The following is a 25,432-nucleotide window of genomic DNA, read 5'->3' as shown; positions in this document are numbered from 1 at the left end:
GGCGCCGCGGCTGGAATTCCGCGGCGCCAAAGCCACACGCTAACAGCTTTAAGGAGTCAAAGCTGGTTTAGCCAAAGAAGCGCTTAATCTCGATCTCGGCGTTCTCCAGGCAGTCGGAGCCGTGGATAACGTTGGCGTTGACATCGACAGCGAAGTCGCCGCGAATGGTGCCGGGGGCAGCATCAAGCGGGTTGGTAGCGCCCATAAGGCTGCGCATCTTGGAGACAGCGGAGAGACCGGAAACGACCATCTTGACGACCGGACCGCTCGTCATAAAGTCGCAGAGACCGCCAAAGAAGGGCTTATCGGCCAGATGGGCGTAGTGCTCCTCGACGGTAGCGCGCTCGAGCGTGGTCATCTCCATGCACTCGATGACAAGGCCGCTGCGCTCAATGCGAGCAACAATCTCGCCGATTTTGCGATCGCGCACCGCGTCGGGCTTAATCATGATGAAGGTCTTCTCGATAGCCATAAGGTAGCCTTTCAAGTAGGTTCGCGCGTGCCCAAGTCCCATTCCGGCACCCGCCTGGACTGCATCGTAACAGAGTTTTAGCTGCAGTTAAACAAAAAGCTGTTTCTTGAAACGCTACAATTTATTAAAGCGCTCCATATGTGTCACTTCTGTTTCGAAGCTCGATTAGAGTACCATCCGACTGCCCATCAACTGCATCGAGCAGAGCAGACGGTCGGTTGCCGCCCGCGAACGTACCCCCTTCACAACCTGCCCAAAGGTCCTACAGAACTTCTCGACAAGCCCCTCCCCCATAGCAACAAAATACGGACGCCCACATCAGCAGACGCCCGTAAAGCAAAAAACGATTCCTCAATAAATGGCAAAAACGGCTTCGGCCAAACCCTTACTTTACCCCGTGGCCCATCTCGACGACCTTGGTCAGCGATCCAAACACGCCCTCGTCGGCCACGAGCTGTGCCTCGGCGCGCTCAAGCTGCACGGCGACGGCGGCAGGGGCGGTACCGCCCTCGGTCGTACGCGCGGCGACAATTGAGGGGATGTCGAGCGCCTCGGTAATATCGCGCTCAAAGAGCGGGCTTGCCTCCTGGAACACCTCAAACGGCAGGTCCTCAAGATTGCAGCCACGCTTCTCGCACATCAGGACCAGATGGCCCACCACGGCATGCGCCTCGCGGAACGGCAGACCACGCTTGGCCAGGTAATCGGCAACATCGGTGGCGGCAAGGTGCCCCACGCCGCACTCGCGCGCCATGGCATCCTCGTTAACGGTCCAGGTCGAAATCATACCGGCCATAACAGACAGGCACTGCATGAGCGTATGGGCAGTATCGAGCGCGCCCTCCTTGTCCTCCTGCAAGTCCTTGTTATAAGCGAGCGGCAAGCCCTTCATGGTCACGAGCAGCTGCACCAGGTTGCCATAGACTCGGCCGCTCTTGCCGCGGATAAGCTCGGCAAAGTCGGGGTTCTTCTTCTGCGGCATGATGGACGAGCCGGTGGAGTAGGAGTCGGAAAGCGTAATGAAGCCAAATTCGGAGCTCGACCACAGCACGATCTCCTCGGAAAGACGCGACAGGTGCATAGCCATAACGGAGCCGGCGTAATGCAGATCGAGCAGGAAATCGCGATCGGAAACAGCGTCGAGCGAATTAGGGATCACACCCGCAAAGCCAAGTTCGGCAGCCGTCATCTGGCGATCGAGCGGATAGCTCGTGCCGGCAAGCGCGGCAGCACCCAGCGGGCAGTTGTCGGCGGCATCAAAGGCGGCCTTCAGGCGCGTAAAGTCGCGCGCGAACATCCAGGAATACGCCAGCAGATGATGCGACAGCAGTACGGGCTGAGCATGCTGCATGTGCGTGTAGCCCGGCAGAATCACCTTGTCGTACTTCTTAGCCGCATCCACCAGCACATGGCGCAGCTCAAGATTGGCCTCCATGAGCTCCTTGGCCAGCGCCTTGACGCCCAGGCGTGTGTCGGTCGCCACCTGGTCGTTGCGCGAACGTCCGGTATGCAAGCGCTTACCGGCCTCGCCGATGCGACGCGTCAGCTCGCTCTCGATAGACATATGAATGTCTTCGTCGTTGATGTCGAAGGTGAAGTTGCCGGCATCGATATCCTGTTCGATTCCAGTCAGGCCCTTGGCAATCGCTTGCTCGTCCTCGGCACTGATGATGCCCTGGGCCGCCAGCATTTTGGCATGCGCCTTAGAGCCGGCGATATCCTGCTTATAGAGATGTTTGTCGACCGGCAGCGACGCGCCAAACTCCTGCGTGACCTCGGCCACGCCTGCCTCAAAACGACCGCCCCAAAGAGCCATGGAACCGTCCCCTTTCTCCAAATACCAAAACAAGCGCCCAAAGCAATGCGCCCTGTCGCTAAAGCGATTTTTCAACCGCTAGTTTTACACATTCCCCACCGTGTGCGGAGCCATGTAGCTAATTTGTAAAGAAGTGACGCGCCATGCACTTGGCGCCCAACGTCTCCCTCCGGATGTTGCCCTGCGAACTATCGATCCAGGCCTTCAGGCTCATAGGGACGTCCTCGACCCTTGCAGCATCGAACTCGGGCGCGAGGGCAAGTAAAGCATGCGCGATAGCATTGAACATAATGGATACTCCTCATATATATAGGCGCAGAGCCGCCAAATTGATAGAAGGAGCCCCGCCGGACAACCCCGGCGGGGCTCGGACTCAGCCGCAGACGCGGCATCATATATGCGGGCGGAACGTAGGGGCCACCGATGTTAAGAAGTGTCAGCAAGCATAACGAAAGGTAGGGACCCCGTGCGCCCGTTATGTATCACGCGGATGGGCCGCGCGGATACCAAGGGAAGGAGGCGCTAGGCCTGGGCGGCAGCAGAGCTGGGGCCCTGGACCTTTGCCCACGTCTTAAGCGACAGCGTATCGATCTCGATAAAGCCGGCGCTGGCCTTCTCGTCAAACGTGGTGTCGCGGTCGTAGGTAGCCAGACCGTAGTCGTAGAGGCTGAAGGGGCTCTTGCGGCCGACGACATGGCAGTTGCCCTTAAAGAACTTCAGACGGACAGTGCCGGTCACGAACTTCTGGGTATCGGCCATAAAGGCATCGAGAGCGTTTTTGAGCGGGCTGTACCACTGGCCGTTGTACACGGCGGTGGCCCAATCCTGCTCGAGCTTGATCTTGGTCTTGAGCAGGTCGCCCTCGACGCAGATGTCCTCGAGCGCCTTGTGGGCGGTGATGAGCGTCAGGGCTCCGGGAACCTCGTAGCACTCGCGGCTCTTAAGGCCCACCAGGCGATCCTCGACCAGATCGAGGCGGCCAAAGCCATTGTCGCCGGAGATCTTGTTGAGGGCGATGACGATCTCGGAGAGCTTCATCTTCTTGCCGTCGACGGCGACGGGCTTGCCGGCCTCAAACTCAATCTCGGTGTAGGTCGGAGTGTCGGGCGTGTCCTCGGGGTTCTTGGTCATAACCCAAGCGTCGTCGAGCGGCTCGTTCCAGGGATCCTCCAGGTGACCGCACTCAATGGCACGACCCCACAGGTTGTCGTCGATGGAGTAGGGGTTGTCGTTGGCACCCTCGGGAACCGGCACGTTGTGGGCGTGGGCATAGGCGACCTCGTCGGGACGGCACTTCAGGTCCCACTCGCGAACCGGGGCGATAACCTTGAGCTCGGGGTCGAGGGCCTTGACGGCGGCCTCAAAACGGACCTGGTCGTTACCCTTGCCGGTGCAGCCGTGGGCGACGTAGGTCGCGCCAAACTCGTGGGCGACCTCAACAAGCTTCTTGGCAAGCAGCGGGCGAGACAGGGCGGAGAGCAGCGGGTACTTGTTCTCGTACATGGAGTTTGCTGCGATGGCTTTGGTCAGGAACTCATCGGAGAACTCGTCGCGCAGGTCGAGCACCTGGCAATCGAGAACGCCCAGGTCGAGCGCCTTCTGCTTCTTGGCATCCAGTCCGGTCTCTTCCTGGCCCACGTTGCCGCAGACACAAACGACATCGAGATTCTTCTCGTCCTGGAGCCACTTGACACATACGGATGTATCAAGACCACCGGAATATGCGAGAACGACTTTTTCCTTGCTCATGGCTGTTTCCTTTCGCCCTTGGTAGCTAGTTAGAACATCGGTCAGTTGCAAGTCACCTTGAGGTCAAAAACCGTGCAATATCAGGTTATTCAGCAGAATGCATCACAGGCATGCCCTAGAAACATGCGGTTAAGTCGTGCTTAAACCCAACGACCTCAAAATGACTCTGTTGAGGCATTGCGCCCCATGCAGACAGAGACGATTGTTATCGTCGTCGGGAAATTGCGCGCTGGCGTCGGATGGCATTGTCTGCAGTGGTGATGATCTTTACGAACTGCATCTGCCTCTCCTTTCACGTATCGCCGGGCGCAATTCAAATATCGCAAACGGTACCTTTTCCTCGGTAAACGGCTCTTCTGCCGTCTCCGTTTTCGATGTTCGCTATATTACGATAAAGTGCACGCTGCGCAAGCGACAAATTCAAATTTCTGAAAAGTTTTTTCATTAGTTTGTGAATTGCAGTGCAAATACGCACCATTCCTGCGAAAATACGCTCGACTACTAGTTGATGGTTATAACGTCTGAAACAATCTCGAAACGAAAGGCGCATTTTTATGCAAACTTACGAATCGGACGCCAACATCGGCAACATTAAGCTTCTCGCCGTCGATATGGACAAGACGCTGCTGACCGACGAGCGTGTGCTGCCCCAGGGTCTTGATGAGCGCCTGGACAAGCTAGCCGACGCAGGCATCGTATTCTGCCCCGCCAGCGGACGTCCCGCCCCCAAGCTCGAGGAAATGTTCGAGGGCATTAAGAACCGCCTCGCTTTTTGTCCCGATAACGGAGCGTGCGTGATCTATCGCGGTAGCTATATCTATAAGAGCAATATTGACGTGGAGCTGTATCAGCAGGTCTTGAGCCGTGCCTCGGAGGATCCTCGCGCTGTCCCCGTCCTGTGCTGCTTCGACGAGTTCTACGTACTTGCCCGCGACCATCAATACCACGACGAGATCAGCGTCTACTACAACACAATCAACTACGTCGACAGCTTTGAGGGCATTGATCTCGAGTCCAACAAGATTTCGATCTTCTTCCCCGGCTACGACGCCGAGCCCGCTTTCCGCGAGACCTATAGCCCCGAGTTCTCGGACAAGCTCTACGTCACCAACGCCGGGCGCGAGTGGATCGACTTTATGAACCTGGGCGTCGACAAGGGCGCCGGCGTCGCGCACCTGTGCGAGCACCTGGGCATCGATATTGCCGATGCTGCCGCCGTGGGCGATACCTACAACGACATCCCCATGCTTGAGCGCGTCGGTCACAGCTTTATCGTGGACAATGCCGAGGAGCACATGAACGCGCACGCCAAGTGGCGCATTCCGAGCAACAACGACGGGGGCGTACTGACGCTCATCGACGCCATCCTGGCGGCTCGGTAGCCGTCCCATCGGGCCTGGCCGGGCGGCACGGGATAACTTTTCGCTCGGTCAGGTCCTGCGCAAGACGAAAGCCACATTAAGTGGCTTTCTTTGCGTGCAGAATCTACGAAAAGTTAACCCGTGCCGCCCGGCCAGGCCCTAGGTTTACTTTCCTGCCGCCAAGATGGCGTCTTGAGTGTCTAGATACTTAGCTGAAATGATTTGAGCAGAGGGGAGCTCCTTGTTGGAAGGGGCTCCCCTCTGTTTTGGTTACTGTGGGACAAATTAATCAGTAGTGTTTGTCCCAAATCTTAAGTATGTGGGGGCTTGCGTCTTGGGCGAGCTTGCCTTACGGAGCGCTTTCCTATTTGGCGTCGGCCCAGGTTATGCCGGTGCTGGCTTCGGCGATCAACGGTACGCGGAGGTCTACGACGTGTTCCATGACGTCGCGGACCATGGTGGTTAGGCGCTCGACTTCGTTGACGGGGCACTCAAAGTCCAGTTCGTCGTGTACCTGCAAGATCATGTGGGCGGCAAAACCCTCTTCTTCCAGGCGGCGGCTTACGCGGGCCATGGCGATCTTGATGATGTCGGCGGCGGTGCCCTGCATGGGGTGGTTCATGGCCGTGCGCTCACCAAAGCCGCGGAGCTGTGGGTTTTTGGCCTTGAGCTCGGGAATATGGCGTCTGCGGCCATACATGGTCTCGGCATAGCCCGTCTGCTTGGCTCGCGCCACCACATTGTCGAGGAACGTGCGCACGCCCGGGTAGGCCTCGTAGTAGCGATCGATCATATCGCGCGCCTCGGCCATCGAGATGTGCAGCGACTGCGACAGACCATAGGCCTGCTGACCGTACACGATGCCAAAGTTCACGGCCTTGGCGCGGCTACGCAGGTCGGGTGTCACCTCGGACACCGGCACGCCAAATACGCGCGCGGCCGTCTCGGCATGGAAGTCCTCGCCCTCGTTAAAGGCGCGCACCAGATGCTCGTCGCCCGAAAGATGCGCGAGCAGGCGCAGCTCGATCTGTGAGTAGTCCACCGCCAAAAAGACGCTGCCCTCGCCCGCCGAGAACGCCGTCTTGACGGTACGCCCCAGCTCCGAGCGCGTCGGAATGTTTTGCAGATTGGGGTCGCTCGAAGACAAACGCCCCGTCGCGGTGATGGTCTGGTTGTACGTGGTGTGCACACGCCCGTCACCACGGCGCAGCGGGCCCAGCGTGTCCAGATAGGTCGACTTAATCTTGGACTTCTCACGCCAGTCCAAAATCAGGCGCACGATCTCGTGGTCGCGGGCAAGGTCGCTCAGCACCTTGGCGTTGGTCGAATAGTAGCCGCGCTTGGTCTTTTTGAGGCCCTTGGTCGGAAGTCCCATAACATCAAACAGCACGTGCGAGAGTTGCATGGGGCTGCCGATGTTAAAGGTCTCGTCGCCGGCCAGGTCGCGAATGCTGCGCTCGACCTCGGCAATCTGGGTCGCCAGGCCCTCGGACAGACTGTGCAGGCGGTCGGGGTCCACGAGCATGCCCGCGCGCTCCATCTTGGCAAGCACCGGCACGAGCGGCATCTCGATCCCATCGAACACGTTGGCGGCGTTCTCGCGGGCCATGCGGTCACGCAGCGGTGCAACCAGCGCCAGCGTCAAGGCCGCCGTGCGAGCGGCGGGCGCAGGAGCGTCCTCGCCAGCACCCTCTGCGCCGCGCGCCGCAGGCAGTGCCATCTGCAGATACGTATCGGCAAGATACGCCTCATCGAACTCGGAGCGGTCGGAATCCAACAGGTAGGCGGCAACAACGGTATCGAAGATGCGCGTGGAATCGACTGCCAGCGGATCCATGAGCTCGAGCTCAGAAGAATCGATGGGCGAAAGCTCATGCAGAAGCGCCTTCATATCCGGGCTCGCCACACGGCCTTCCATAAACAGACGCGCGAGCACGCCGGCAATCACGCCGTGGGCGAAGTTGAAGCCCTCAACCTCAGCCGCCGCACCACTGTCGCCCTCCTCGAGCGCAAACAGGCCCTTGGACGTCGCCAACCACAGCGTGCGCGTCAGCCCAAAGAGCGCGCCCTCTTCCTTGTCATCGTCCACCACGGCGGCGACCCACTCGCCGGCATCAATCACGCGGGAGACCTCAGCCGCAACGGCACCAAGCGCGCCAGCATCGCCGGCGGCTGCGCGCAAAACAGCGGGAATCTCAAACGTGCTGGCAGCTGCCCCGCCCTCGCCGCCGATCAGCGCCAAGAAACGGTTCTGCATGGCGGTGATACCAAGCGTGCCCAGCGCCGCGGAAACCTCATCGGCGGAAAACGCCGGGAAGGACGTCGCCTCAAAATCGAGCTCAACGGGTGCATCGGTGCGGATGGTCGCCACCTTACGGCTCAGCAGCGCGTCGTCGATGTGTGCGCGCAGGTTTTCTCCCATCTTGCCCTTGACCTCGTCAGCATGCGCGATGACCTCGTCAAGGCTGCCGTACTGCGCGATGAGCGCACTCGCCTTTTTGGGGCCGATGCCCGGTACGCCGGGAATGTTGTCCGACGTATCGCCCTTCAGACCGTAAAAATCGGGCACGAGCGCCGGCGTGATGCCGTGATACAGGTCGTCCACGCTCTCGGGCGTCATGATCGCCACGTCGGACAGGCCCTTGCGAGTCGAGACCACGTTGACGTGCTCGGTCACGAGCTGATACATGTCGCGGTCGCCGGTCACCAGCAGCATGTCGCAGCCGGCCTCCTCGCCCAGGCGCGCCATGGTTCCCAGGATATCGTCGCCTTCCCAGCCCTCGGACTGCAAAATGGGCACGTTGAGCGCGGCGAGCAGCTCCTTGATCATGGGGAACTGCGCGTGCAGGTCGGGGTCCATGGGCGGGCGCTGCGCCTTGTACTGCGGCAGCATCTCCATACGCACACGCGGCTTGCCCTTGTCAAACGCCACGACAACGCCGTCGGGATTAAAGGCATCGATCATCTTGAGGAACATGTTCAGAAAACCAAAGATCGCGTTGGTGGGGCGACCGTCCGGCGCGTTCATGGTCGGCGGCACGGCGTGGAAGGCGCGATGCATGAGCGAGTTGCCGTCGATGACGGCAAAGGTACGGCGCTTTTCAGACATATTGAATACCTCGCTTTGGGCTGGGCACGGTTTGCTCACACCAGTTTACACGCTCCCCGCCCCGCGGCCACCGCACATCAGGCTTCCCTGCCGCCGCGGGCCCGCGCGTGATACGATGGCTCACGGTACATCAACCAGCACGATCGATCCGAAAGGAGCCTGCGTCATGGAGCGTCCCAGCGCATGGAAAAAGTACACGCCACAGCAGATCGAGGAGCTCGAGGAGCTTTGCCGCGGCTATAAGCAGTTTTTGAGTGAGAACAAGACCGAGCGCCTGTGCGTCAAGGCCGGTATCAAGATGGCCGAGGAGGCGGGCTACGTCAATCTGGAGACCGTGATCGCCGAGGGCCGCGCGCTCAAGGCCGGCGACAAGGTGTACGCCGCCAACCACGGCAAGGACCTCATGCTCGTCAACCTGGGCACCGCCCCGCTCGAGCAGGGCTTTAACATCCTGGGCGCCCACGTGGACTCGCCGCGCCTGGACCTCAAGCAGAACCCCGCCTTCGAGGCCGGCGACATGGCTTATCTCGACACGCACTACTATGGCGGCGTCAAGAGCTACCACTGGGTCGCTTCCCCGCTCGCACTCGTGGGCGTCATCTGCAAAAAGGACGGCACCACCGTCGACATCAACATCGGTGACAAGGCCGACGACCCGGTCTTTACCATCTCCGACCTGCTGATCCACCTCTCGAGCGAGCAGATGGCCAAGCCCGCCAAGGACGCCGTCGACGCCGAGATCCTCGACGTGATCGTGGGCGGCCGCCCCGTCAAGTTTGACGAGGACGACAAGGACGCTCCCAAGGAGCCCGTCAAGCAGATGTTCCTGGATATCCTCAAGGAGCAGTACGACGTCGAGGAGGAGGACTTCCTCTCCGCCGAGATCGAGGTCGTGCCCGCCGGCCCCGCCCGTGACATGGGCCTCGACCGCTCCATGATTCTGGGCTATGGCCACGACGACCGTGTCTGCGCCTATCCGTCCATGCTCGCCCAGATCAACGTCGCCAACGTGGAGCGCACGAGCATCACACTCATCGTCGACAAGGAGGAGATCGGTTCCGTGGGTGCCACCGGCATGACGAGCCGCTTCTTCGAGAACACCGTCGCCGAGATCATGACGCTCGCCGGCGAGGATAGCCCGCTGGCCCTGCGCCGCGCGCTCGCCCGCAGCCGCATGCTCTCCTCCGACGTGTCCGCCGGCTTCGACCCGGGCTACGCCGGCAAGTTCGAAACCAAGAACGCAGCCTTTATGGGTCGCGGCCTGTGCTTTAACAAGTACACGGGCAGCCGCGGCAAGGGCGGCTCTAACGACGCCGACGCCGAGTATGTGGCCCTCATCCGCGACATCATGGACGAGGCCGGCGTGGACTTCCAGACCTGCGAGCTCGGTCGCGTCAACGCGGGCGGCGGCGGCACCATCGCATACATCATGGCTAAGTACGGCATGAACGTCATCGACTCTGGCGTTGCCGTCCTGTCCATGCACGCCCTGTGGGAGGTCGCTAACAAGGCCGATATCTACGAGGCCTATCGCGGCTACAAGGCCTTCATCGAGCGCGCGTAACCAACCCTTCATCAGTTGCGGTGAAATACAGACTAAACTGGCCCATAAACGGCCAAAACAGACCGTATTCCACCGCAACTTCCTTTTTGGCAGAGGAGAGTCCATGCTGCAGGTCGTCATTTCGCCCGCCAAGCAGATGTGCGCGGCCCAAGATGCTTTTGAAGTCCTGGGCATTCCACCCTTTGCGCGCGAGACGGCTCGCCTCCACCGCGCACTGCTAGATATCGAGCGGAATGAAGGCAGCGACAGCCTGCAGGCGCTATGGAACGTGAGTGACAAACTGCTGGGGCCTTGCCTCAACACCCTGCATGAGTTCGGGCCCATCCTGAAAAACGGCGATCTCGACAATCCCGCACTCGCCTGTCACCTCTCCCCTGCCGTCATGTCCTACCACGGCATTCAATACCAGAGCATGGCGCCCGAGGTGATGGATTCCGCGCAGCTCGCATGGCTGCAAGACCATCTGTGGATCCTCTCGGGCCTTTACGGGTGCGTTCGCCCCTTTCATGCCGTCGAACCATATCGGCTGGAAATGGGCGCGAAGCTCGCCGTTGACGATGCCCGAGACCTCTATGCGTTTTGGAGCGACAAGCTCGCGCGGGCTATCGCCCCGGCAGGCTCAAACACCACGATCGTCAACCTCGCCAGCGTAGAGTACGCCAAAGCCGTTCTGCCCCATCTCGCGGGCGACGCCACGGTCGTCACGTGCCTCTTTGGCGAAGGCATCCGCAACGGCAAGCCCATCCAGCGCTCGACCGCCAGCAAAAAGGCACGTGGTTCCATGGTGCGCTGGATGGCAGAAAACAAGCTCGAGGATGTAAGCGGGCTCACCGCGTTTGACGTTGGTTATCGTCACTTTCCCGAGCTTTCAAATAAGAACACTTTGGTCTTCCTGAACGAACAGACCTTGTAGGACCACCGCTACTTTTGAATGTGCTGCCTAGGCACGGCGTCTATTCCGCCAAGCCGTCGGCTTTGGCAACTTCGTTTGTCGAGCCATTTTGGTAGGTAATCTTAACGTGCTCTACCTCGGACACCGCAACACCCGATGGGGGCTCCAAGCGCCATTCCGTCAGCGCGATATCCATAGTCGTAGGCACGTCGCCCTGATTCTTGAGCTTCACCGTCAGCGTTTTGAGCGCCGCATCATACGTCACGCGTTCGATTTCTTCGCCCGGAATAGACCCGCCGCTCAACTGCAGCTGCACAAACTCGTCGCGCGGATACCAATAGTCGCCCGGCGCGGCAACGGTATTGCCGCCCGTAACCTTCACTGTCATGATCGGCAGGGCATCGTCGGCCTCGAACTCCCATGCAGCGCCGCCGTGACCGCCAAACGTCCAGATACAAAAGGCAATCACCAGCACGGCAAGCACCGCAAAACCAATCGCGACAAGGCCATGGTGCGCACGGCTTTCCTCGGCCGATACATCCCATTGCGTCTCTCGATATAGATGCTTGTCTTCCATGTTCGCCTCCCCACAGGCACGCTCGTTAGGCCAATCGTACCCATTCGAGCTATACTTGAGCCCATTACATAAACGGGGAGCTTGCAGGACAAGACGGCAGGCTGAGACTGGGCGCGCCCGCCCTGACCCGCAAACCTGATATGGGTAATGCCAACGAAGGGAGCCGTGCCAATGAGCACACAGACCGAGCCCAAGCTCGTCACGCAAATCGACTTCGCCCGCGCCGGGCAGATCACGCCGCAGATGAAGGAAGTCGCCGAGCGAGAGCATCGCGACCCCGAGTACATCCGCGAGCGCGTGGCCGACGGCCGCATCGCCATTCCCGCCAACATCGTGCACATCAAAAAAGGCATGCGCGCCTTTGGTGTCGGCGAGGGCCTGTCTACTAAGGTCAACGTCAACCTGGGCATCTCGGGCGATAAAGCCGATGCCGCCGAGGAATGGAAGAAGGTCAAGATCGCCGAGGACTTTGGCGCCGACGCCATCATGGACCTTTCCAACTCGGGCAAGACGCGCCAGTTCCGCCAGCAGCTCATCGACGAGACGCCGCTCATGGTGGGCACCGTCCCCATGTACGACGCCATCGGCTACATGGAAAAGCCGCTGGTCAAGCTTACCAAGGATGACCTGTTCGAGGTCGTGCGCGCGCACGCCGAGGACGGCGTGGACTTTATGACCATCCACTGCGGCATCAACAAGTCGGTCACCAAGACCTTTAAGGAGACCGGCCGCTTGATGAACATCGTGAGCCGCGGCGGCTCGCTGCTGTTTGGCTGGATGGAGGTCACCGGCAACGAAAACCCCTTCTACGAGTACTTTGACGAGCTGCTCGAGATCTGCCACGAGTACGACGTGACGATTTCGCTCGGCGACTCCTGCCGCCCGGGCTGCCTCTACGACTCCAACGACGCCACCGAGACCGCTGAGATGATCGAGCTGGGCAAGCTGTGCAAGCGCGCTTGGGCTGCCGGCGTCCAGGTCATGGTCGAGGGTCCGGGTCACATGGCGCTCGACGAGATCGCCGCCAACATGAAACTGCAGAAGCGCCTGTGCCACAATGCCCCGTTCTATGTGCTCGGGCCGCTGGTGACCGATATCGGCGTGGGTTACGACCACATCACCGCTGCCATCGGCGGCGCCATCTCCGCCAGCTCCGGTGCCGACTTCCTGTGCTACGTGACGCCGGCCGAGCACCTGTGCCTGCCCAACGCCCAGGACGTGCTCGATGGCCTCATGGCCACCAAGATTGCCGCGCACGCCGCCGATATCGCCAAGAAGGTGCCGCACGCCCGCGACATGGATGACAAGATGGGCCAGGCACGTCGCAAGCTCGACTGGGATGCCATGTGGAAGTGTGCTCTCGATCCGGTCACCGGTAAGAAGCGCTACGAGGAATCCCCCGCCGCCACCGAGGGCACCTGCACCATGTGTGGCAAGATGTGCGCCGTCCGTACCGTCAACAAGGTGTTCGAGGGCACGACGATCGATCTTGGCATGGAGGATTAACGCGTCATTGGAGCCACAATCGGCAACAAGGTGCTCGTCAATTGTTGACATGTGAACATTTGTTTATATTTACGTAAAGATTGCACCGCCCGCCCGGGATCGGCATACAGCCGGCCCGGGCATCTTTATAATGCGGATTGAAGACCCATTTGAATCCGACCGAACGAGGGAGCGAACATGGATCGCAGCAAGGTACCCGCCGTTCTATCCATCGCGGGATCCGATTCCAGCGGCGGTGCCGGCATTCAGGCCGACATCAAGACCATCACGGCGCACCGCCTGTATGCCGAGACGGCCATCACCGCCATCACAGCGCAAAACACACTGGGCGTCACCGCCGTGCAGGATATCTCGCCAGATATCGTAGCCGCGCAAATTGACGCTGTCTTTGACGATATCCGCCCGAGTTCCGTCAAGATTGGCATGGTCTCCTCTGCCGAGATTATCGAAGTCATCGCAGACCGCTTGAGCGCTTGGAACGCAACCAACGTGGTCGTCGACCCCGTCATGGTCGCCACCTCGGGCGCGCGCTTGATTGCCGAGGATGCCTCCGAGGCACTCACCCGCCGCCTGTTCCCGTTGGCAACGGTCATCACGCCCAACATTCCCGAGGCCATGACGCTGCTCGACTACGAGGTCGATTCCGAGCGCACGCAACAAAATGCCGCTATGCTCCTCACCCGCCGCTTTGGCTGCGCAGCCTTGGTTAAGGGCGGTCATTTTGTCAACGAGGCTAACGACGTACTGGCCGAGCCTGCGCCCCTCGATGACGAGGGCAACCACCTGGGCGATCCGCTCACTACGTGGTTTCGCCACAAGCGCATTGAGACCAGCAACACGCACGGCACCGGCTGTACGCTCTCATCCGCCATCGCTTGCGCGCTGGCCCAGGGCATGGAACTTGCCGACGCCATCAACGCCGGCAAGGCCTACCTGACCGGCGCTCTCGCCGCCGGCCTGAACATGGGCAAAGGCTCCGGCCCTGTCAACCACATGTGGCAGTACTAAATAGCCAGTAACCTGCCAAAAAAAGACAGGCTACCTTGCACCAAAAACCGTCGCAACATTCGATGAAAATCGTGCAAACGCGAAAAATCATCGGATGTTGCGACGGTTTGATTTTAGATAGCGGTCGAGCAAAGGACCGGGGCGCCTATTCGTCGGCGAGCTGGATGCCGAGCAGGCCCGAGAGTGCCAACGCCTGCTCGGCATTAACCGTCAGGCCACGCAGCTCATGGTAATCGCCCGAAACAACGGGCGCTGCAAATGTACAGCGCGACACATCAACGCCGGAAAGCGACGTCTTGAACACATCAACACGCGTCAGGTCACAGCCATCCAGGCGTATCTGACCCAGCTTGGCACCCTGAAACGCAGCCTCTCTCAGACGTGTATCGCATGCTGTCATAGGGCCAATGCGTCCCTCCGAAAGGTTCGTATAGCTCAAATCGCACGATCCAAACGACACGCTCGACAGGCGCGCCTTGAGCAAGTTGAGTCCCGGTGCCGAGCAGTCAACGAAGTCGCAGCGGCTGAGCCAGCAGCCTTCCATGTTGCAGCGGATAAAGCGGCAACCGCGAAACACCACGTCGCGAAACGTCGAGCCGCTCCAGTCAACGCTATCGAACTCGCAAGATCGGAACACAACGCCATCGAAGGTCGCGCCGTTCGCCACGTCGTAGGCAAGATCCAAATCCTCAAAAGCGGTATTGGAGACGAGCTCATCGCCCTCGGCAAAGAGGTCGATGAGCTCGTCCATGCCCATATGGCAGCCAATCCGTTCGTTTACCCGGGCAAAACCACCACAAAGGTGCCTGTCCCCTTTGCGGTGGCTTGGGGTCGCGCTACTCACCGAGCATCTCTTGGAGCTTGGCTGCCACGGCGTGACCCAGGCTCTCGTGGCTTTCGGGCATCATATGCAGATAGTCGATATCGCCCGGCTCGGCAAACTCCGCTGCATTCAAAAAGTCGCAGCCAAACTGCTTGGCTACGTGCGCATAGTATTCAGCAAAATGCTCCGAGGCCTCGACGGAACGCTCGTCAAAATCGGTCATATATACATCGGCGATTTGCGGCTTGATCTTGATAGGTGCCATCAGCAGAATACGCGGGCAGGGTGCGACATTGGTCCAGGGAAATGCACGCACCGCGCGAATCAGTGCCATGGTGCCACGGGCAATATCGGAGGCCGTCACACCAAAGACCGTCTTGCAATCGTTAGTTCCCAGCATAATAACGATCGCATCCAGCGGCTTATGGGCCTCGAGCAGCATCGGCAGCGCGCGGATGCCGTTAAGATTGGTATCCAGATGGCACATGTCGTCGCGTACCGTCGTGCGGCCGTTGAGGCCTTCTTCAATTACATGCCAGCCCTCGCCTAAGTCACGTTGGGCCACGCCGCACCAGCGCACATCCTGCGCATAGCGCACCGCGGTGCCGTCGCGCATGCCCGCCGGATCGTAACCATAGGTGTTGCTGTCGCCAAAGCATAGAACGTTTTTCATCGTAAGCCCCTCGCTCAGTAAAAAGCCGACGGAAGCAGCCTCTCCCGTCGGCTCGGCCTATCTGTCAGCACGTACCGATTACAGGTACTTGCGCCAATCGTCCTCGTCCTCATCATCCTCGGTAGCAGCCTGGGCCTGCTCGGCGGCGCGAGCTGCCGCAGCGCGAGCGGCAACCTGGGCATAGGACTCCTCGTTGCGCTCGGGGAAGTTTGCCAGCACGTGCTCGAACTTGGCAAAATCCTCATCCCAGCGCGTAGAAGGCACGGCAAAGAAGACCTGCTTGACCTTAAAGTCGCCCGACGCGAGCTCCTTGCGGAAGAGCTCGGCCACGGTCTCTGCGTCAAAGCCGTTGTTGTCGCAGCCCCAAGCGCCCAGCACGAGCTTCTCGCGACCCAGCTCGTCGCAGATGGCAAGCACAAAGCGAATGCGGTCGCGCAGGGCATCCAGCAGAGCATCGTCGCTCACGCGATACTCCTGGCGGGCGCGCTTGACGTTGGGCGCGGCGGCCACGATCACGTCGGCGTATGCATGCACGTGGTTGCGGTCGAAGCGCACCGCAGGCACCACCAGCGCACGGTTTCGGTAAAGCTCGCAGTTGATGTTGCGGCGACGGTTCTCGCCGTACCATTTGCGCTGCTTATCGAGAACGTTGTACAGATACGAATCGGCGCACAGCGTGGCCTCCTGGCCCAGATAACCCTGAATATAGCCACCGCCCGGGTTGGTGAACGAGGCAAAGGCGAGCACGGCCATGTCGCAGAACTGCGCATAGCCACGACCGTTGTCCAGGATGGCCTGCGTGGCGGAGGCATCGAGCACGGTGACCTCGGGCAGAACCGGAGCGGGCTCCTCAGCAGGCGCGGACTCAGCTTCAGCGATTTCCTCGGCAGACTCCTCGACGGGCTCAGGCGCTGCCTCGGTCTCGGGCGCCGCCTCGGTCTCGGCAGCCTCCGCGCCCTCGACGTCCTCGGCAACCTGTTCTTCGGCGGCCACAGCACTCTGAACCTTGGCCTTCATCGCCGCGACAAAGCCGGCAGGCATACCGTCAAACTCGCGAACACCGGCAAGCGAACGCTCGATATCCTTGGCGCACGCTTCGGACACAGTTGCCACGTGACGCTCGGCGGCCTTGGCACGGGCCTCGCGCTTGGGATTGGGCTGACCCGCGCGATTAGACCTGCGGTTACGGTTCCTGTTGTCGACGTCTGCCATACGTGGCCACCTTTCCTGTCGCTGCCGCTATCGGCTTTTTCCATCCATGATACCCCGCCGCATACAAAAAAGACGGCCCCGAAGGACCGCCTTTCGCATCGATTTACACGCACGGCGAGCACCACCGCAATTCGCCACTAGTCGCGACGGCCAAGGATGTTCAGGATGCGCAGGAACACGTTGATAATGTCCACGAACAGATTGGACGCCATGAGCACGGCGTTGGGCAGTGTAGGCGGCACTGTCGTGGCAACATAGGTGTCGTAGCCAATAAAGCCGGCGAACACCACGATCACGATCAGGTCGGTGATGGTCTGCGAGACGCCCATGAACATCAGCACGATCTCAACCAGAATAGTGGCGAGCAGAATGCCAAAACCGATGCCATATACGCGCTGGAAAAACTTGGGGAACGTCACGCCCAAGGCGCCAAAGACAAAGGTGATGGCGGCCGTGGCGATAAAGGCAGTGTTGATGGTGGGCAGGTCGTAGTTGGCAAGGCCAAACGACGCGGTCAGGCCAAAGGTACTCGCAAAGATTACGTAGCCCACAAGGGACAGGCCCACGGACTGTTTGCTGGCAGCAGCCGACATCATAACCATGCCGACGATGGTCAAAATAAACGAGCCAAAGACCAGCGGCAAGGCGGCGCCGCTCATCATCATGCGCGCAAACGACATGGTGCTCGTAAAGTAGGCGCCGGCGCCCATGGCGCAAAAGCCCAAGAAGATCAGGGCAGACATGGTGAGATTGTACGCGCGCGGCGACATCTCCTTGGCGCGGCTTGCGCCGCTCTCGACGGGGCCGTTCTGATAGCCCTGGATATCGTTCATAGGTTCGTCCTTTCAAAAAGCGCCACAAATAACGGCGCAGTAGCTGACAAGATTCCTGTCATTGTACCCGAACGCCGTGCGTCCTTACCTACGGCGCTCGCCCTCAAGCGTACGGTCGAATGCCCACACCCACCAACGCATCAGGTGGGCCTGCGAGCCATCTGGTCGTTCGCGCGTCTGGTCCTCCAGATACAACTCGGTCGCGTGCCCGCCAAAACGCACCTTATAGGTTGCCGTACGGATGCCGTGAACCGTCAGGCCAAACCCAGCGGTCGAGACAATCTCGTCAATCGTAAAGCAACGACCGTCGACCCAGCAGACGGTGACCGGCACGACCTGTCCGCCCGCGAGGATGCGAGCCACGACGTCCACATACTGCTTGTGCACGCGCCGAGTTTTGCCATCTGTCTGTCGATATTCCATGTCTCCTATTATCGAACGCATGTTTGCATGTTGTAAAGCGAACAGACTGTGGTTTTGGAGTGTCGGAGCGAACGCGCGTGTCCGCATGGCGTGATAGCAAAAAGAACACCCACGGTCAACAGGGCTAATATTCAATTTTAGTGCCAAAAAATTACTTCTCCCATCAGAACTCGGCAAAGAAACCCGTAGGAGGTGATACGATTTATCATGTTTTTGTAACGTGTCTGCAAACTTCGAGAAAGCCCATATATGGACGTAACGTTCTCAACCTTCCTCGGCCAAATTGTGTCGAACCCAGTCCTTGCCGTCACCGTGATCCTCGCGTTGGGCGCCATCTTCGTCAATGGATGGACCGACGCGCCCAACGCCATCGCGACCTGCGTCACTACGCGTTGCATGCCCGCCCGCGCCGCCATTCTCATGAGCGCCGCATTCAACTTCCTCGGCGTGCTCATCATGACGCACTTTAATGCGAGCGTCGCCAACACCATCTCACATATCGTCGATTTTGGCGGAAACAGCACCATGGCGCTCGCCTGCCTGTGCGCGGCGTTGTTCTCCATCGTCGTCTACGGCGCCACAGCGTCGCGTTTTGGCATCCCCACCTCGCAAAGCCACAGCCTTATCGCCGGCCTGACCGGTGCCGCTATCGCCCTCGGCGGCGCGAGCAGCGTCAACGTCCACGAGTGGATGAAGGTCATCTACGGCCTGGCGCTCTCCATCGGCCTGGGCTTTGTCATGGGCTGGGTCCTGTGCAAACTCGTCTCGATTCTTTTCGCCGCCGCCAACAGGCGACGTGCCAATGTCTTCTTTAAATACGCTCAGATCGCGAGCGCTGCGGCCATGAGCTTTATGCACGGCGCGCAGGATGGACAGAAGTTCATCGGCGTGCTCTTTTTAGGCGTGGCCTTCGCAAACGGCCAGACCAGCGTCGGCGATGCCGGCATCCCCATCTGGATTATGCTGCTGTGCTCGGCCACCATGGGTATCGGCACCAGCGTGGGCGGTGAGCGCATCATCAAGTCCGTCGGCCAGAGCATGGTTAAGCTCGAGAAGTATCAGGGCTTCTCCGCCGACCTCGCGGGCGCCGCGAACCTGCTGCTTGCCACCCTTACCGGCATCCCCGTGTCCTCCACACACATCAAGACCTGCGCCATCATGGGCGTCGGTGCCGTCAAGCGCCTCTCGGCCATCAACTTCGGCGTCGTCAAGGACATGATGTTCACCTGGTTCTTCACCTTCCCCGCCTGCGGACTCATCAGCTTTGTCATGGCCAAGCTGTTCATGATGTTCCTCTAGTCAAACCGAACGTCCATCTGGACCGCAACACTTCGCCCACCCGTCTTCGCCTCGAAAGGACCCACCCATGGCAAAGAAACCCGATTCGTTCTACTTTGACAACTACGTCGCCTGCGCCGACCTTGCTGTCCAGGCCGCAGAGTTGCTCATCAAGATTTTTGAGAACTTTGATCCCGCGCAGATCCACGACATGCTCGAGGAGATGCATGCGATTGAGCATGCGGCAGACAAGAAGCACCACGAGCTCGAAGACGCCCTGCTCACCGCCTTTATCACCCCGCTCGAGCGCGAGGATCTGGATCTGATGAGCTGCGCGCTCGACACCGTGCTCGACCGTATTGAGGGCGTCGTGCAGCGCGTCTACTTCACCAACATCCAGAGCATCCATCCCGACGCCATCGTCATCGCCCACAAGGTGACCGACGCCTGCCGCGCCATGAAGGACCTGATGGTCGAGCTGCCCAACTACCGCAAGTCCAAGACGCTGCGCGAACTGGTCATTCAGATCAACACCATCGAGTCCGAGGCCGACGAGCTCTACATCAACGCCATGCGCAACCTGCACGTCAACGGCAAGGACCCGCTCGAGGTCATCGCTTGGCGTGACGTATATGCCTTCCTGGAGTACTGCGCCGACTGCTGCGAGAATGTGGCCGATGTCGTGGATTCGATTGTCATGAAGAACAGTTAATTGGGGGTACGTGTCCCGGCGGCGAAGGGCCGGCCACGGTTTGCTTTCTCACTCCGGCTGCTTTGCAGAGTCGTTCGAAAGTAAACCGTGGCCGGCCCTTCGCCTTACGTACCACCATTGGGAACTTTGGCTGATAGTTGTAGCGCGATGGGGGTTTGGCTGAAGGGACCTATGGTACCCGTTCGGACACTTTGGCCCTTGATGAGCGTTTGGCTGATTGCTGCTTTGGGTACTCTTTGGGTTACTTTTGGTTTGTTTGATTTTTAATTTTAGGAGGGCTTGTATGTCTTATTTGGATCTGGCTCGTGGTCGGTATTCTTGTCGTTCTTTTGAGGACCGTTCTGTTGAGCAGGCTGTGGTGGATGCCATTGTTGAGGCTGGGCGTATTGCTCCTTCTGCTTGTAATAATCATCCAGCCCGTGTGATGGTGCTGGATACGCCTGAGCTGTTGGAGAAGGCTGCTGCTTGTCAGCCTCGGTTTGCTCGTGATGGGTCCATCTTTGGCGCTCCGCTCATTTTCCTTGTTTGCAGCGTTACCAATGATGCTTGGGTGCGCCCTTATGACCAGATGAACTCGAGTGCCATCGATACCTCGATCGTTTGCGATCAGATGATGATGGAGGCCGAGGAGCAAGGCTTGGGAACGTGCTGGGTGTGCCATTTTAAGCCCGAGGTGGCCCTTGAGCAGTTCGACCTGCCCGAGGGTGTCTATCCCTATCATATGCTCGTCTGTGGCTATCCTGCCGACCATATCGCCGACCCCGAGCATCGAGAGGCTCGCACCATTCCCCTCTCCGACTTCCTCCTCAAGTAGATTTTTGGGACATGCCTTAAAATCTACCTTCTACCACGCGCCCTTCGCCGAGTTCTGCGCCACCGCATCCAGAGCTCGGCGTTTTGTTTTCCAACCCGCATGCATCCAAAAAAGGAGCCCACTAATGCGAGCTCCTCTTACGGACACTAGATTGTAGTTCTGGTGCTAGTCCAGGTCGTCGGCGGCAAAGTTGTCGATCGGGGCGAAGGGATCGGCCACGGGGACAACCGGATCGGCGACGGGCAGCGGCTCGGCGGCGGGAACGGTCACCGCGGGAGAAGCGGCAGAACCGACCGGCGTGGAGGCCATGAGGTCGGCCGGGAAGGAGTTCTGGGCGTCGTCCATAAAGTGCTGGATGAGCTTGAGATACTCGGCCTTGAACTCCTCGCGGGAAGCCTTCAGACGGTCGATTTCCTCGAGCTCGGCCTGCTTCTCGGTCAGAGCCTGGCGGATAACCTCGCGGGCCTTGGCGTCAGCCTCGTTGCGGATGCGATCAGCGTTCTCGTTGGCGTCGTTGACAATTGCCTCGGCGGTCTGCTGGGCAGCGATCAGGGCAGCGGAGATCTGACGCTCCTGAGCGGAGAAGTCGGGTGCGGGAGCGGCCACAGGAGCAGCGGGAACGGCCTGAGCGGCGGTATCCTGGGCCTGGGCAAGCTGAGCCTGCGCGTCGGCAAGCTGCTGCTCGGTGGCGGTCAGGCGACCCTTAAGATCAACGATCTTGGCAAGCATAGCGTCAACCTCGGAGGACAGCGTCTCCAAGAAGACGTCGACCTCGGCAGGATCGTAGCCACGCTTGGCCTCAGAGAAAGTCTGAGCCTGGATGTCTGCAGGGGTAATAGCCATAACAAGTCTCCTTTTTCATCGCCTCGGCGCTACACGCCCGACGTAAGTTACTAAGTCAGTTCTATACGAGTATACCTATAAGAAGCTGCAGAATCAGCCTCTGCACCAACTGCAACGCAATAATCGCAACGACCGGCGAAAAATCAACGCCGCCCATCGGCGGGATAAACCGACGAAAGAGGTTGAGCCACGGGCCGCAGACGCTATCGAGCACTGCAGCGATATCCTGCAGCAGGCCGCCCTGCTTCATGGGAATCCACGTCATAAAGCAATAGACCACGATGAGCGTGGAGTAGAAGTTGAACAGCGTGTTGACCAGCTGGACAATGGTGTAGATGTTGATGAGAATCTCCTCGTCTTGGGTTTACTTAAGGTAGCCGTCGGCACGAAGCTTCTTGAGGTCCGAATCCTTAACCTCGCAGCCGGCGGGCAGCACCATGAATACGCGATCGCCCACTTCTTTGACCGTGGCGCCCAGGCCACAGGCAAAGCCATAGCTAAAGTCCAGGACGCGCTTGGCGACCTCGGTGCGAACGCCAACAAAAATCAGCGCAACAGGCTGCTTGGTGCGAACGCGGCGCACCACGGTCTCCACGTCGTCATAGCTCTCGGGGCGCAGGACATAGGCCGGCAGCTGCGGCGTGGCGTTGATGATGTTGCTCGCATAGGCCGAGGCGTCGCTCGGTGCAGAACCGGGCACAGGTGCCGCGGCGCGAGCACGGGCGCTTTCGGCATAGCTCGACGGCGTGTCGTAGGCGCCGGGACGATAGCCGCCCGCGACAGAATCCTGCGAACGCGACGGCGGATTGTACGTCGTTGCATGACGCGAGTCATCGCCGACCAGCTGACCGGAGCGCGTATACACGGCAACCGACTCAGCTTCACCGCGGCGCGTCTGACCAAGCAGGCCGTTGCTCGGCTCGTCCTGAGTGTAGAAGCCCTCGCCCGAAGCACCGCTGTAGCCGTTGCCTTGATAACTATCGTCATAGCCGTCATCGTAGCCGTAGTCGTCGTCCTGGCCATAACCCTGGTCGTAACCCTGCTGGCCGCCCAGGTGCATCTTATTTTTAATCTCGTCAAGGAAGCCCATGGTTGTGTCCTCTCGCGGTTTAGTGCAGGCGCCCCGATAATCAGTGCGCACTTCAGAGCCTTATTTTACTGCAAACTCCGGGCTAAATACTACTCTGCCCAGGCGAACGAGCGTAGAGCCCTCCTCAAGGGCAGGCTCAAAGTCCTCGCTCATGCCGCAGGAAAGCTCAGGCAGGTTCAAATCGGGATGCGCCGCCTCCAGCTCATCCCTCAGCTCACGAAGCCCCGCAAAGGTGCGGCGTGCCACATCCTTATTCCCCCGGGGCGCCATAGTCATAAGCCCCTGTACGCAAATTCCCTCAAGCTCCGCAAGCTCGCCTGCGGCGTCGCGAACCTCGTCGGGCGAAAAGCCGCCCTTGGACTCCTCGCCGCTCACATTGACCTCGAGCAGCACGTGCTGGGGGACGGAGAGCTCGCCCGCCTCAATCTTGCGAACCGCACGACTCGAGATCGCCTGAGCCAAATGCAGCGAGCTTACCGAATGAATCAGCTCGGCTGAGCCCAGCACCGCATTGATCTTATTGGTCTGCAGGTTGCCGATCATATCGAAGCGCACCTCGGGCAGCTCCGGATGCTCCGCCAGACCCGTGAGCTTGCGAACCAGCTCCTGCGGGCGGTTCTCGGCAAAATGGCGATACCCCGCCTGGATGGCGGCAACGGTCTCATCGACACCAACGGTCTTGGACACGGCAATGAGGCGCGCGGCGTCGTGAGAACGGCCCGCGCGATCGAGCGCCGCATAAAAACGTTCCAGAATCTGCTCGCGGCGAGCGCGCATCAAGTCCAAATAGTTATCCATTGCTAATCGCCTCCGCTGACAGCCAAACAAGTAGTCCCATGCTAACGCAAGAGCGCGGCCCCGCATGTGCAAGGCCGCGCTCACTTAGGTATTTACAATCTTTCGACGAACGGGGTCACTTACTCCTCGTCGTCCTCGCCATCGTCCTCGTCCTCAAGATGATCGAGCAGGTAGCGAAGACCCTCGCTGACCTCGTTAGCGGGCACCTTGGCAACGTAGTGAGCGTCGACGGCGGGCCTCATGATAACACCCTCGCCCGAAGGCACGCGCATGCTCTCGAGCTCATCCTCGTCCACACGGGCGATATCGCCGGCGTTCATACGCTGACCAGTCAACAGGAAGGTCAGACGGCAAGCGGCATCGATGGAAATCGAAGCGATGCGATCGAGGTAGCGCGAAACCATGATGGCGCGGCGCAGGTCGTCATAGTTGCTGTCGTCGTCCATAAAGTCGCCCGTATCCATACGGTTAAAGGTGCGGAAGAACTTCTCGTAGGCGGCGTGCACCGGCTCGTCCTCGACGGCCAAATTGCAGATGATGGACATGTCATTGGTGACGAGCGCAGAAAGCGAAGAGCCCAGCACCTGGTAAACAGCTTCGGCCTCGGCCTCAACCGTACCGACGAGCTCCTGGGGCAGCGAGATGTCGGCCTTGACCATGTGACGCGTGGCGCGGCAAATCTGGCGAACCTTATCGGTCATGCGCTGCAGGTTAAAGTCGACGTAGATGATCGTCTGAAGCAGGCGGAAGTCGGAGGCGACCGGCGACTGCGTGGCGATCAGGTTGTAGCACACGGCCTCCAAGTTAGCGCAGCGCGCGTCAATCGAAAGCGTGCGCTTCTTGGTCTTGGTGGCGAGCTTGCGGTCGTCGGTCACATAGGCCTTAACGGCATCGTGGAGGGCTAGATCGACGGCCTCATAGATGCTCAGCATCTCGTGACGGGCCTCGACGAGCTGACGGGAAAACAGTTTGCGCATGGTTCACTCCAATCAGTTGGGTGCGGTCATGCCGCCCGCACAGTGAATACGCACCGGACCAGGTCCGATCGGCTTGGGACTAGTCGCACCGATCAGCCAAAGCGGCCGGTGATATAGTCTTCCGTCCGCGAGTCCACCGGGCTGGTGAAGATCGCGTCGGTTTGACCATACTCGATGAGCGTGGCAGGCTCACCGGCAACTTCCTGCAAGAAGAATGCGGTGTAGTCGCTGATACGAGCTGCCTGCTGCATTGAATGCGTGACGATGATGATCGTCATCTCGGGCGCCAGCTCGGCCATCAAATCCTCGACCTTAGAGACGGACGTGGGGTCGATGGCGGAGCAGGGCTCGTCCATCAGGAGGACATCGGGTTGCACCGCAAGCACGCGCGCGATGCACAGACGCTGCTGCTGACCGCCCGAGAGCGCCAAACCATCCTTGTTGAGCTGATTGGATACCTCTTTCCAGAGGTTGGCGCGCTTGAGCGATTCTTCCACGATGTCATCGAGGTCGCTTTTGCTAGTCACGCCCTGCAGACGAGGGCCAAAGGCGACATTCTCGTAGATGGATTTGGGAAACGGGTTGGGCTGCTGAAAGATCATGCCCACGCGACGACGGAGGTCGACCGGGTCGACGCCCTCGGCATAGATATCATTGCCGTCGAGCGTCATGGTGCCCTCGACGCGCGTACCCTCGATCAGATCATTCATGCGGTTGATGCAGCGCAAAAACGTCGACTTGCCGCAGCCCGAAGGGCCAATGAAGGCGGTGATGGCGTTTTTGGCGATGTTGAGGTCAAGCCCCGTCAGCGCATGAAAGTCACCGTACCAAAAGTTGAAATCCTTGGCCGTAATGGCCGCTTGCTCCAGCGTGGGAGCGGACTGATAAACGGACATGGGACT

General features: G+C 59.7%; 25 protein-coding genes and 1 riboswitch. Of the genes, 8 read left to right on the top strand and 17 right to left on the bottom strand.

Annotated elements, in window-relative coordinates:
- Window positions 1-67 precede the first annotated feature (67 nt).
- From ndk to DW112_RS04765, 4 genes are all read right to left on the bottom strand, one after another.
- The gene (gene ndk, locus DW112_RS04775) at window positions 68-472 is read right to left on the bottom strand and encodes a nucleoside-diphosphate kinase (RefSeq protein ID WP_118328452.1); all 405 of its coding nucleotides are present in this window, start codon (window positions 470-472) and stop codon (window positions 68-70) included.
- A gap of 385 nt (window positions 473-857) precedes the next feature.
- Window positions 858-2,288, bottom strand: a complete 1,431-nt coding sequence (gene argH, locus DW112_RS04770; protein WP_118328451.1) for an argininosuccinate lyase — start codon at window positions 2,286-2,288, stop codon at window positions 858-860.
- Between the two features lie 118 nt (window positions 2,289-2,406).
- The gene (locus DW112_RS09945) at window positions 2,407-2,577 is read right to left on the bottom strand and encodes a hypothetical protein (protein ID WP_158571730.1); all 171 of its coding nucleotides are present in this window, start codon (window positions 2,575-2,577) and stop codon (window positions 2,407-2,409) included.
- A gap of 233 nt (window positions 2,578-2,810) precedes the next feature.
- Window positions 2,811-4,037, bottom strand: coding sequence for an argininosuccinate synthase (locus tag DW112_RS04765; RefSeq protein WP_035138001.1), 1,227 nt, complete (start codon window positions 4,035-4,037; stop codon window positions 2,811-2,813).
- A 554-nt stretch (window positions 4,038-4,591) separates the two neighbouring features.
- Here DW112_RS04765 and DW112_RS04760 point away from each other — a divergent pair.
- A complete protein-coding gene (locus DW112_RS04760; protein ID WP_118328450.1) occupies window positions 4,592-5,419 on the top strand; it encodes a Cof-type HAD-IIB family hydrolase in 828 nt (275 codons plus the stop codon).
- A gap of 343 nt (window positions 5,420-5,762) precedes the next feature.
- Here the strand turns inward: DW112_RS04760 and polA are convergent, their stop codons facing one another.
- The gene (gene polA / locus DW112_RS04755; protein WP_118328449.1) at window positions 5,763-8,507 is read right to left on the bottom strand and encodes a DNA polymerase I; all 2,745 of its coding nucleotides are present in this window, start codon (window positions 8,505-8,507) and stop codon (window positions 5,763-5,765) included.
- A 166-nt stretch (window positions 8,508-8,673) separates the two neighbouring features.
- Here polA and DW112_RS04750 point away from each other — a divergent pair, with 166 nt between their 5' ends.
- On the top strand, window positions 8,674-10,071 hold the full coding sequence (locus DW112_RS04750; protein WP_117655131.1) for an aminopeptidase: 1,398 nt from the start codon (window positions 8,674-8,676) through the stop codon (window positions 10,069-10,071).
- 103 nt (window positions 10,072-10,174) lie between these two features.
- Window positions 10,175-10,984: a YaaA family protein gene (locus tag DW112_RS04745; RefSeq protein ID WP_118328448.1), complete on the top strand. Its 810-nt coding sequence runs from the start codon at window positions 10,175-10,177 to the stop codon at window positions 10,982-10,984.
- 40 nt (window positions 10,985-11,024) lie between these two features.
- Here the strand turns inward: DW112_RS04745 and DW112_RS04740 are convergent, their stop codons facing one another.
- A complete protein-coding gene (locus DW112_RS04740) occupies window positions 11,025-11,540 on the bottom strand; it encodes a hypothetical protein (RefSeq protein ID WP_118065216.1) in 516 nt (171 codons plus the stop codon).
- A gap of 63 nt (window positions 11,541-11,603) precedes the next feature.
- A riboswitch (TPP riboswitch) is annotated at window positions 11,604-11,719 on the top strand.
- Between DW112_RS04740 and thiC the strand changes: the two genes are divergently transcribed.
- Both thiC and thiD read left to right on the top strand, forming a co-directional pair.
- Window positions 11,712-13,046 (top strand): phosphomethylpyrimidine synthase ThiC, encoded by a 1,335-nt coding sequence (gene thiC, locus DW112_RS04735; RefSeq protein ID WP_099431544.1) that lies wholly within the window; start codon window positions 11,712-11,714, stop codon window positions 13,044-13,046. It overlaps the preceding riboswitch by 8 nt.
- Window positions 13,047-13,223: 177 nt before the next feature.
- Entirely contained in the window at window positions 13,224-14,054 is an 831-nt protein-coding gene (gene thiD, locus DW112_RS04730; protein WP_118065214.1) for a bifunctional hydroxymethylpyrimidine kinase/phosphomethylpyrimidine kinase, read from the top strand.
- Window positions 14,055-14,199: 145 nt separating this feature from the next.
- Here thiD and DW112_RS04725 read toward each other — a convergent pair whose 3' ends face one another.
- The 5 genes from DW112_RS04725 to DW112_RS04705 all read right to left on the bottom strand — a co-directional run bounded on the left by DW112_RS04725 (window position 14,200) and on the right by DW112_RS04705 (window position 18,018).
- Window positions 14,200-14,805 (bottom strand): pentapeptide repeat-containing protein, encoded by a 606-nt coding sequence (locus DW112_RS04725; protein WP_233545862.1) that lies wholly within the window; start codon window positions 14,803-14,805, stop codon window positions 14,200-14,202.
- Between the two features lie 85 nt (window positions 14,806-14,890).
- A complete protein-coding gene (locus DW112_RS04720) occupies window positions 14,891-15,550 on the bottom strand; it encodes an SGNH/GDSL hydrolase family protein (protein WP_117655136.1) in 660 nt (219 codons plus the stop codon).
- A gap of 78 nt (window positions 15,551-15,628) precedes the next feature.
- Window positions 15,629-16,762 carry a TIGR02452 family protein gene (locus tag DW112_RS04715; protein ID WP_022094505.1) on the bottom strand — a complete coding sequence of 378 codons (1,134 nt, stop codon included), beginning with the start codon at window positions 16,760-16,762 and terminating at the stop codon, window positions 15,629-15,631.
- 137 nt (window positions 16,763-16,899) lie between these two features.
- Window positions 16,900-17,595 carry a Bax inhibitor-1 family protein gene (locus tag DW112_RS04710; RefSeq protein ID WP_117655137.1) on the bottom strand — a complete coding sequence of 232 codons (696 nt, stop codon included), beginning with the start codon at window positions 17,593-17,595 and terminating at the stop codon, window positions 16,900-16,902.
- A gap of 84 nt (window positions 17,596-17,679) precedes the next feature.
- Window positions 17,680-18,018 (bottom strand): hypothetical protein, encoded by a 339-nt coding sequence (locus DW112_RS04705; RefSeq protein WP_138374472.1) that lies wholly within the window; start codon window positions 18,016-18,018, stop codon window positions 17,680-17,682.
- A 249-nt stretch (window positions 18,019-18,267) separates the two neighbouring features.
- Here DW112_RS04705 and DW112_RS04700 point away from each other — a divergent pair, with 249 nt between their 5' ends.
- The 3 genes from DW112_RS04700 (at window position 18,268) to DW112_RS04690 (ending at window position 20,822) form a co-directional block, all read left to right on the top strand.
- Window positions 18,268-19,317, top strand: a complete 1,050-nt coding sequence (locus DW112_RS04700; RefSeq protein ID WP_117655139.1) for an inorganic phosphate transporter — start codon at window positions 18,268-18,270, stop codon at window positions 19,315-19,317.
- A gap of 67 nt (window positions 19,318-19,384) precedes the next feature.
- Entirely contained in the window at window positions 19,385-20,008 is a 624-nt protein-coding gene (locus DW112_RS04695; RefSeq protein WP_117655140.1) for a DUF47 domain-containing protein, read from the top strand.
- 283 nt (window positions 20,009-20,291) lie between these two features.
- Entirely contained in the window at window positions 20,292-20,822 is a 531-nt protein-coding gene (locus DW112_RS04690; protein WP_118328446.1) for a nitroreductase family protein, read from the top strand.
- A gap of 165 nt (window positions 20,823-20,987) precedes the next feature.
- Here DW112_RS04690 and DW112_RS04685 read toward each other — a convergent pair whose 3' ends face one another.
- The 6 genes from DW112_RS04685 to pstB form a co-directional block, all read right to left on the bottom strand.
- The gene (locus DW112_RS04685) at window positions 20,988-21,665 is read right to left on the bottom strand and encodes a DivIVA domain-containing protein (protein ID WP_117640320.1); all 678 of its coding nucleotides are present in this window, start codon (window positions 21,663-21,665) and stop codon (window positions 20,988-20,990) included.
- 61 nt (window positions 21,666-21,726) lie between these two features.
- The gene (locus DW112_RS04680; RefSeq protein ID WP_255360343.1) at window positions 21,727-21,972 is read right to left on the bottom strand and encodes a YggT family protein; all 246 of its coding nucleotides are present in this window, start codon (window positions 21,970-21,972) and stop codon (window positions 21,727-21,729) included.
- A gap of 57 nt (window positions 21,973-22,029) precedes the next feature.
- Window positions 22,030-22,755 (bottom strand): cell division protein SepF, encoded by a 726-nt coding sequence (locus DW112_RS04675; protein WP_118328445.1) that lies wholly within the window; start codon window positions 22,753-22,755, stop codon window positions 22,030-22,032.
- A 60-nt stretch (window positions 22,756-22,815) separates the two neighbouring features.
- Entirely contained in the window at window positions 22,816-23,553 is a 738-nt protein-coding gene (locus DW112_RS04670; protein WP_118328444.1) for a YggS family pyridoxal phosphate-dependent enzyme, read from the bottom strand.
- A 119-nt stretch (window positions 23,554-23,672) separates the two neighbouring features.
- Complete coding sequence (locus tag DW112_RS04665; protein ID WP_118328443.1) at window positions 23,673-24,530, bottom strand: PhoU domain-containing protein; 858 nt, start codon at window positions 24,528-24,530, stop codon at window positions 23,673-23,675.
- A 92-nt stretch (window positions 24,531-24,622) separates the two neighbouring features.
- Entirely contained in the window at window positions 24,623-25,426 is an 804-nt protein-coding gene (gene pstB, locus DW112_RS04660) for a phosphate ABC transporter ATP-binding protein PstB (protein WP_117776691.1), read from the bottom strand.
- Window positions 25,427-25,432: the final 6 nt, after the last annotated feature.

The organism is Collinsella sp. AM09-41, from assembly GCF_003473245.1.
Classification (GTDB): Bacteria; Actinomycetota; Coriobacteriia; order Coriobacteriales; family Coriobacteriaceae; genus Collinsella.
The sequence above is the reverse complement of the archived record's forward strand: the minus strand, read 5'-3'. Positions and strand labels throughout refer to the sequence as shown.

Bases quoted from the DNA above. Each gene is read 5' to 3' on its own strand.
- ndk (WP_118328452.1), bottom strand. From the start codon at position 472: ATGGCTATCGAGAAGACCTTCATCATGATTAAGCCCGACGCGGTGCGC.
- argH (WP_118328451.1), bottom strand. From the start codon at position 2,288: ATGGCTCTTTGGGGCGGTCGTTTTGAGGCAGGCGTGGCCGAGGTCACG.
- DW112_RS09945 (WP_158571730.1), bottom strand. From the start codon at position 2,577: ATGTTCAATGCTATCGCGCATGCTTTACTTGCCCTCGCGCCCGAGTTC.
- DW112_RS04765 (WP_035138001.1), bottom strand. From the start codon at position 4,037: ATGAGCAAGGAAAAAGTCGTTCTCGCATATTCCGGTGGTCTTGATACA.
- DW112_RS04760 (WP_118328450.1), top strand. From the start codon at position 4,592: ATGCAAACTTACGAATCGGACGCCAACATCGGCAACATTAAGCTTCTC.
- polA (WP_118328449.1), bottom strand. From the start codon at position 8,507: ATGTCTGAAAAGCGCCGTACCTTTGCCGTCATCGACGGCAACTCGCTC.
- DW112_RS04750 (WP_117655131.1), top strand. From the start codon at position 8,674: ATGGAGCGTCCCAGCGCATGGAAAAAGTACACGCCACAGCAGATCGAG.
- DW112_RS04745 (WP_118328448.1), top strand. From the start codon at position 10,175: ATGCTGCAGGTCGTCATTTCGCCCGCCAAGCAGATGTGCGCGGCCCAA.
- DW112_RS04740 (WP_118065216.1), bottom strand. From the start codon at position 11,540: ATGGAAGACAAGCATCTATATCGAGAGACGCAATGGGATGTATCGGCC.
- thiC (WP_099431544.1), top strand. From the start codon at position 11,712: ATGAGCACACAGACCGAGCCCAAGCTCGTCACGCAAATCGACTTCGCC.
- thiD (WP_118065214.1), top strand. From the start codon at position 13,224: ATGGATCGCAGCAAGGTACCCGCCGTTCTATCCATCGCGGGATCCGAT.
- DW112_RS04725 (WP_233545862.1), bottom strand. From the start codon at position 14,805: ATGGACGAGCTCATCGACCTCTTTGCCGAGGGCGATGAGCTCGTCTCC.
- DW112_RS04720 (WP_117655136.1), bottom strand. From the start codon at position 15,550: ATGAAAAACGTTCTATGCTTTGGCGACAGCAACACCTATGGTTACGAT.
- DW112_RS04715 (WP_022094505.1), bottom strand. From the start codon at position 16,762: ATGGCAGACGTCGACAACAGGAACCGTAACCGCAGGTCTAATCGCGCG.
- DW112_RS04710 (WP_117655137.1), bottom strand. From the start codon at position 17,595: ATGAACGATATCCAGGGCTATCAGAACGGCCCCGTCGAGAGCGGCGCA.
- DW112_RS04705 (WP_138374472.1), bottom strand. From the start codon at position 18,018: ATGGAATATCGACAGACAGATGGCAAAACTCGGCGCGTGCACAAGCAG.
- DW112_RS04700 (WP_117655139.1), top strand. From the start codon at position 18,268: ATGGACGTAACGTTCTCAACCTTCCTCGGCCAAATTGTGTCGAACCCA.
- DW112_RS04695 (WP_117655140.1), top strand. From the start codon at position 19,385: ATGGCAAAGAAACCCGATTCGTTCTACTTTGACAACTACGTCGCCTGC.
- DW112_RS04690 (WP_118328446.1), top strand. From the start codon at position 20,292: ATGTCTTATTTGGATCTGGCTCGTGGTCGGTATTCTTGTCGTTCTTTT.
- DW112_RS04685 (WP_117640320.1), bottom strand. From the start codon at position 21,665: ATGGCTATTACCCCTGCAGACATCCAGGCTCAGACTTTCTCTGAGGCC.
- DW112_RS04675 (WP_118328445.1), bottom strand. From the start codon at position 22,755: ATGGGCTTCCTTGACGAGATTAAAAATAAGATGCACCTGGGCGGCCAG.
- DW112_RS04670 (WP_118328444.1), bottom strand. From the start codon at position 23,553: ATGGATAACTATTTGGACTTGATGCGCGCTCGCCGCGAGCAGATTCTG.
- DW112_RS04665 (WP_118328443.1), bottom strand. From the start codon at position 24,530: ATGCGCAAACTGTTTTCCCGTCAGCTCGTCGAGGCCCGTCACGAGATG.
- pstB (WP_117776691.1), bottom strand. From the start codon at position 25,426: ATGTCCGTTTATCAGTCCGCTCCCACGCTGGAGCAAGCGGCCATTACG.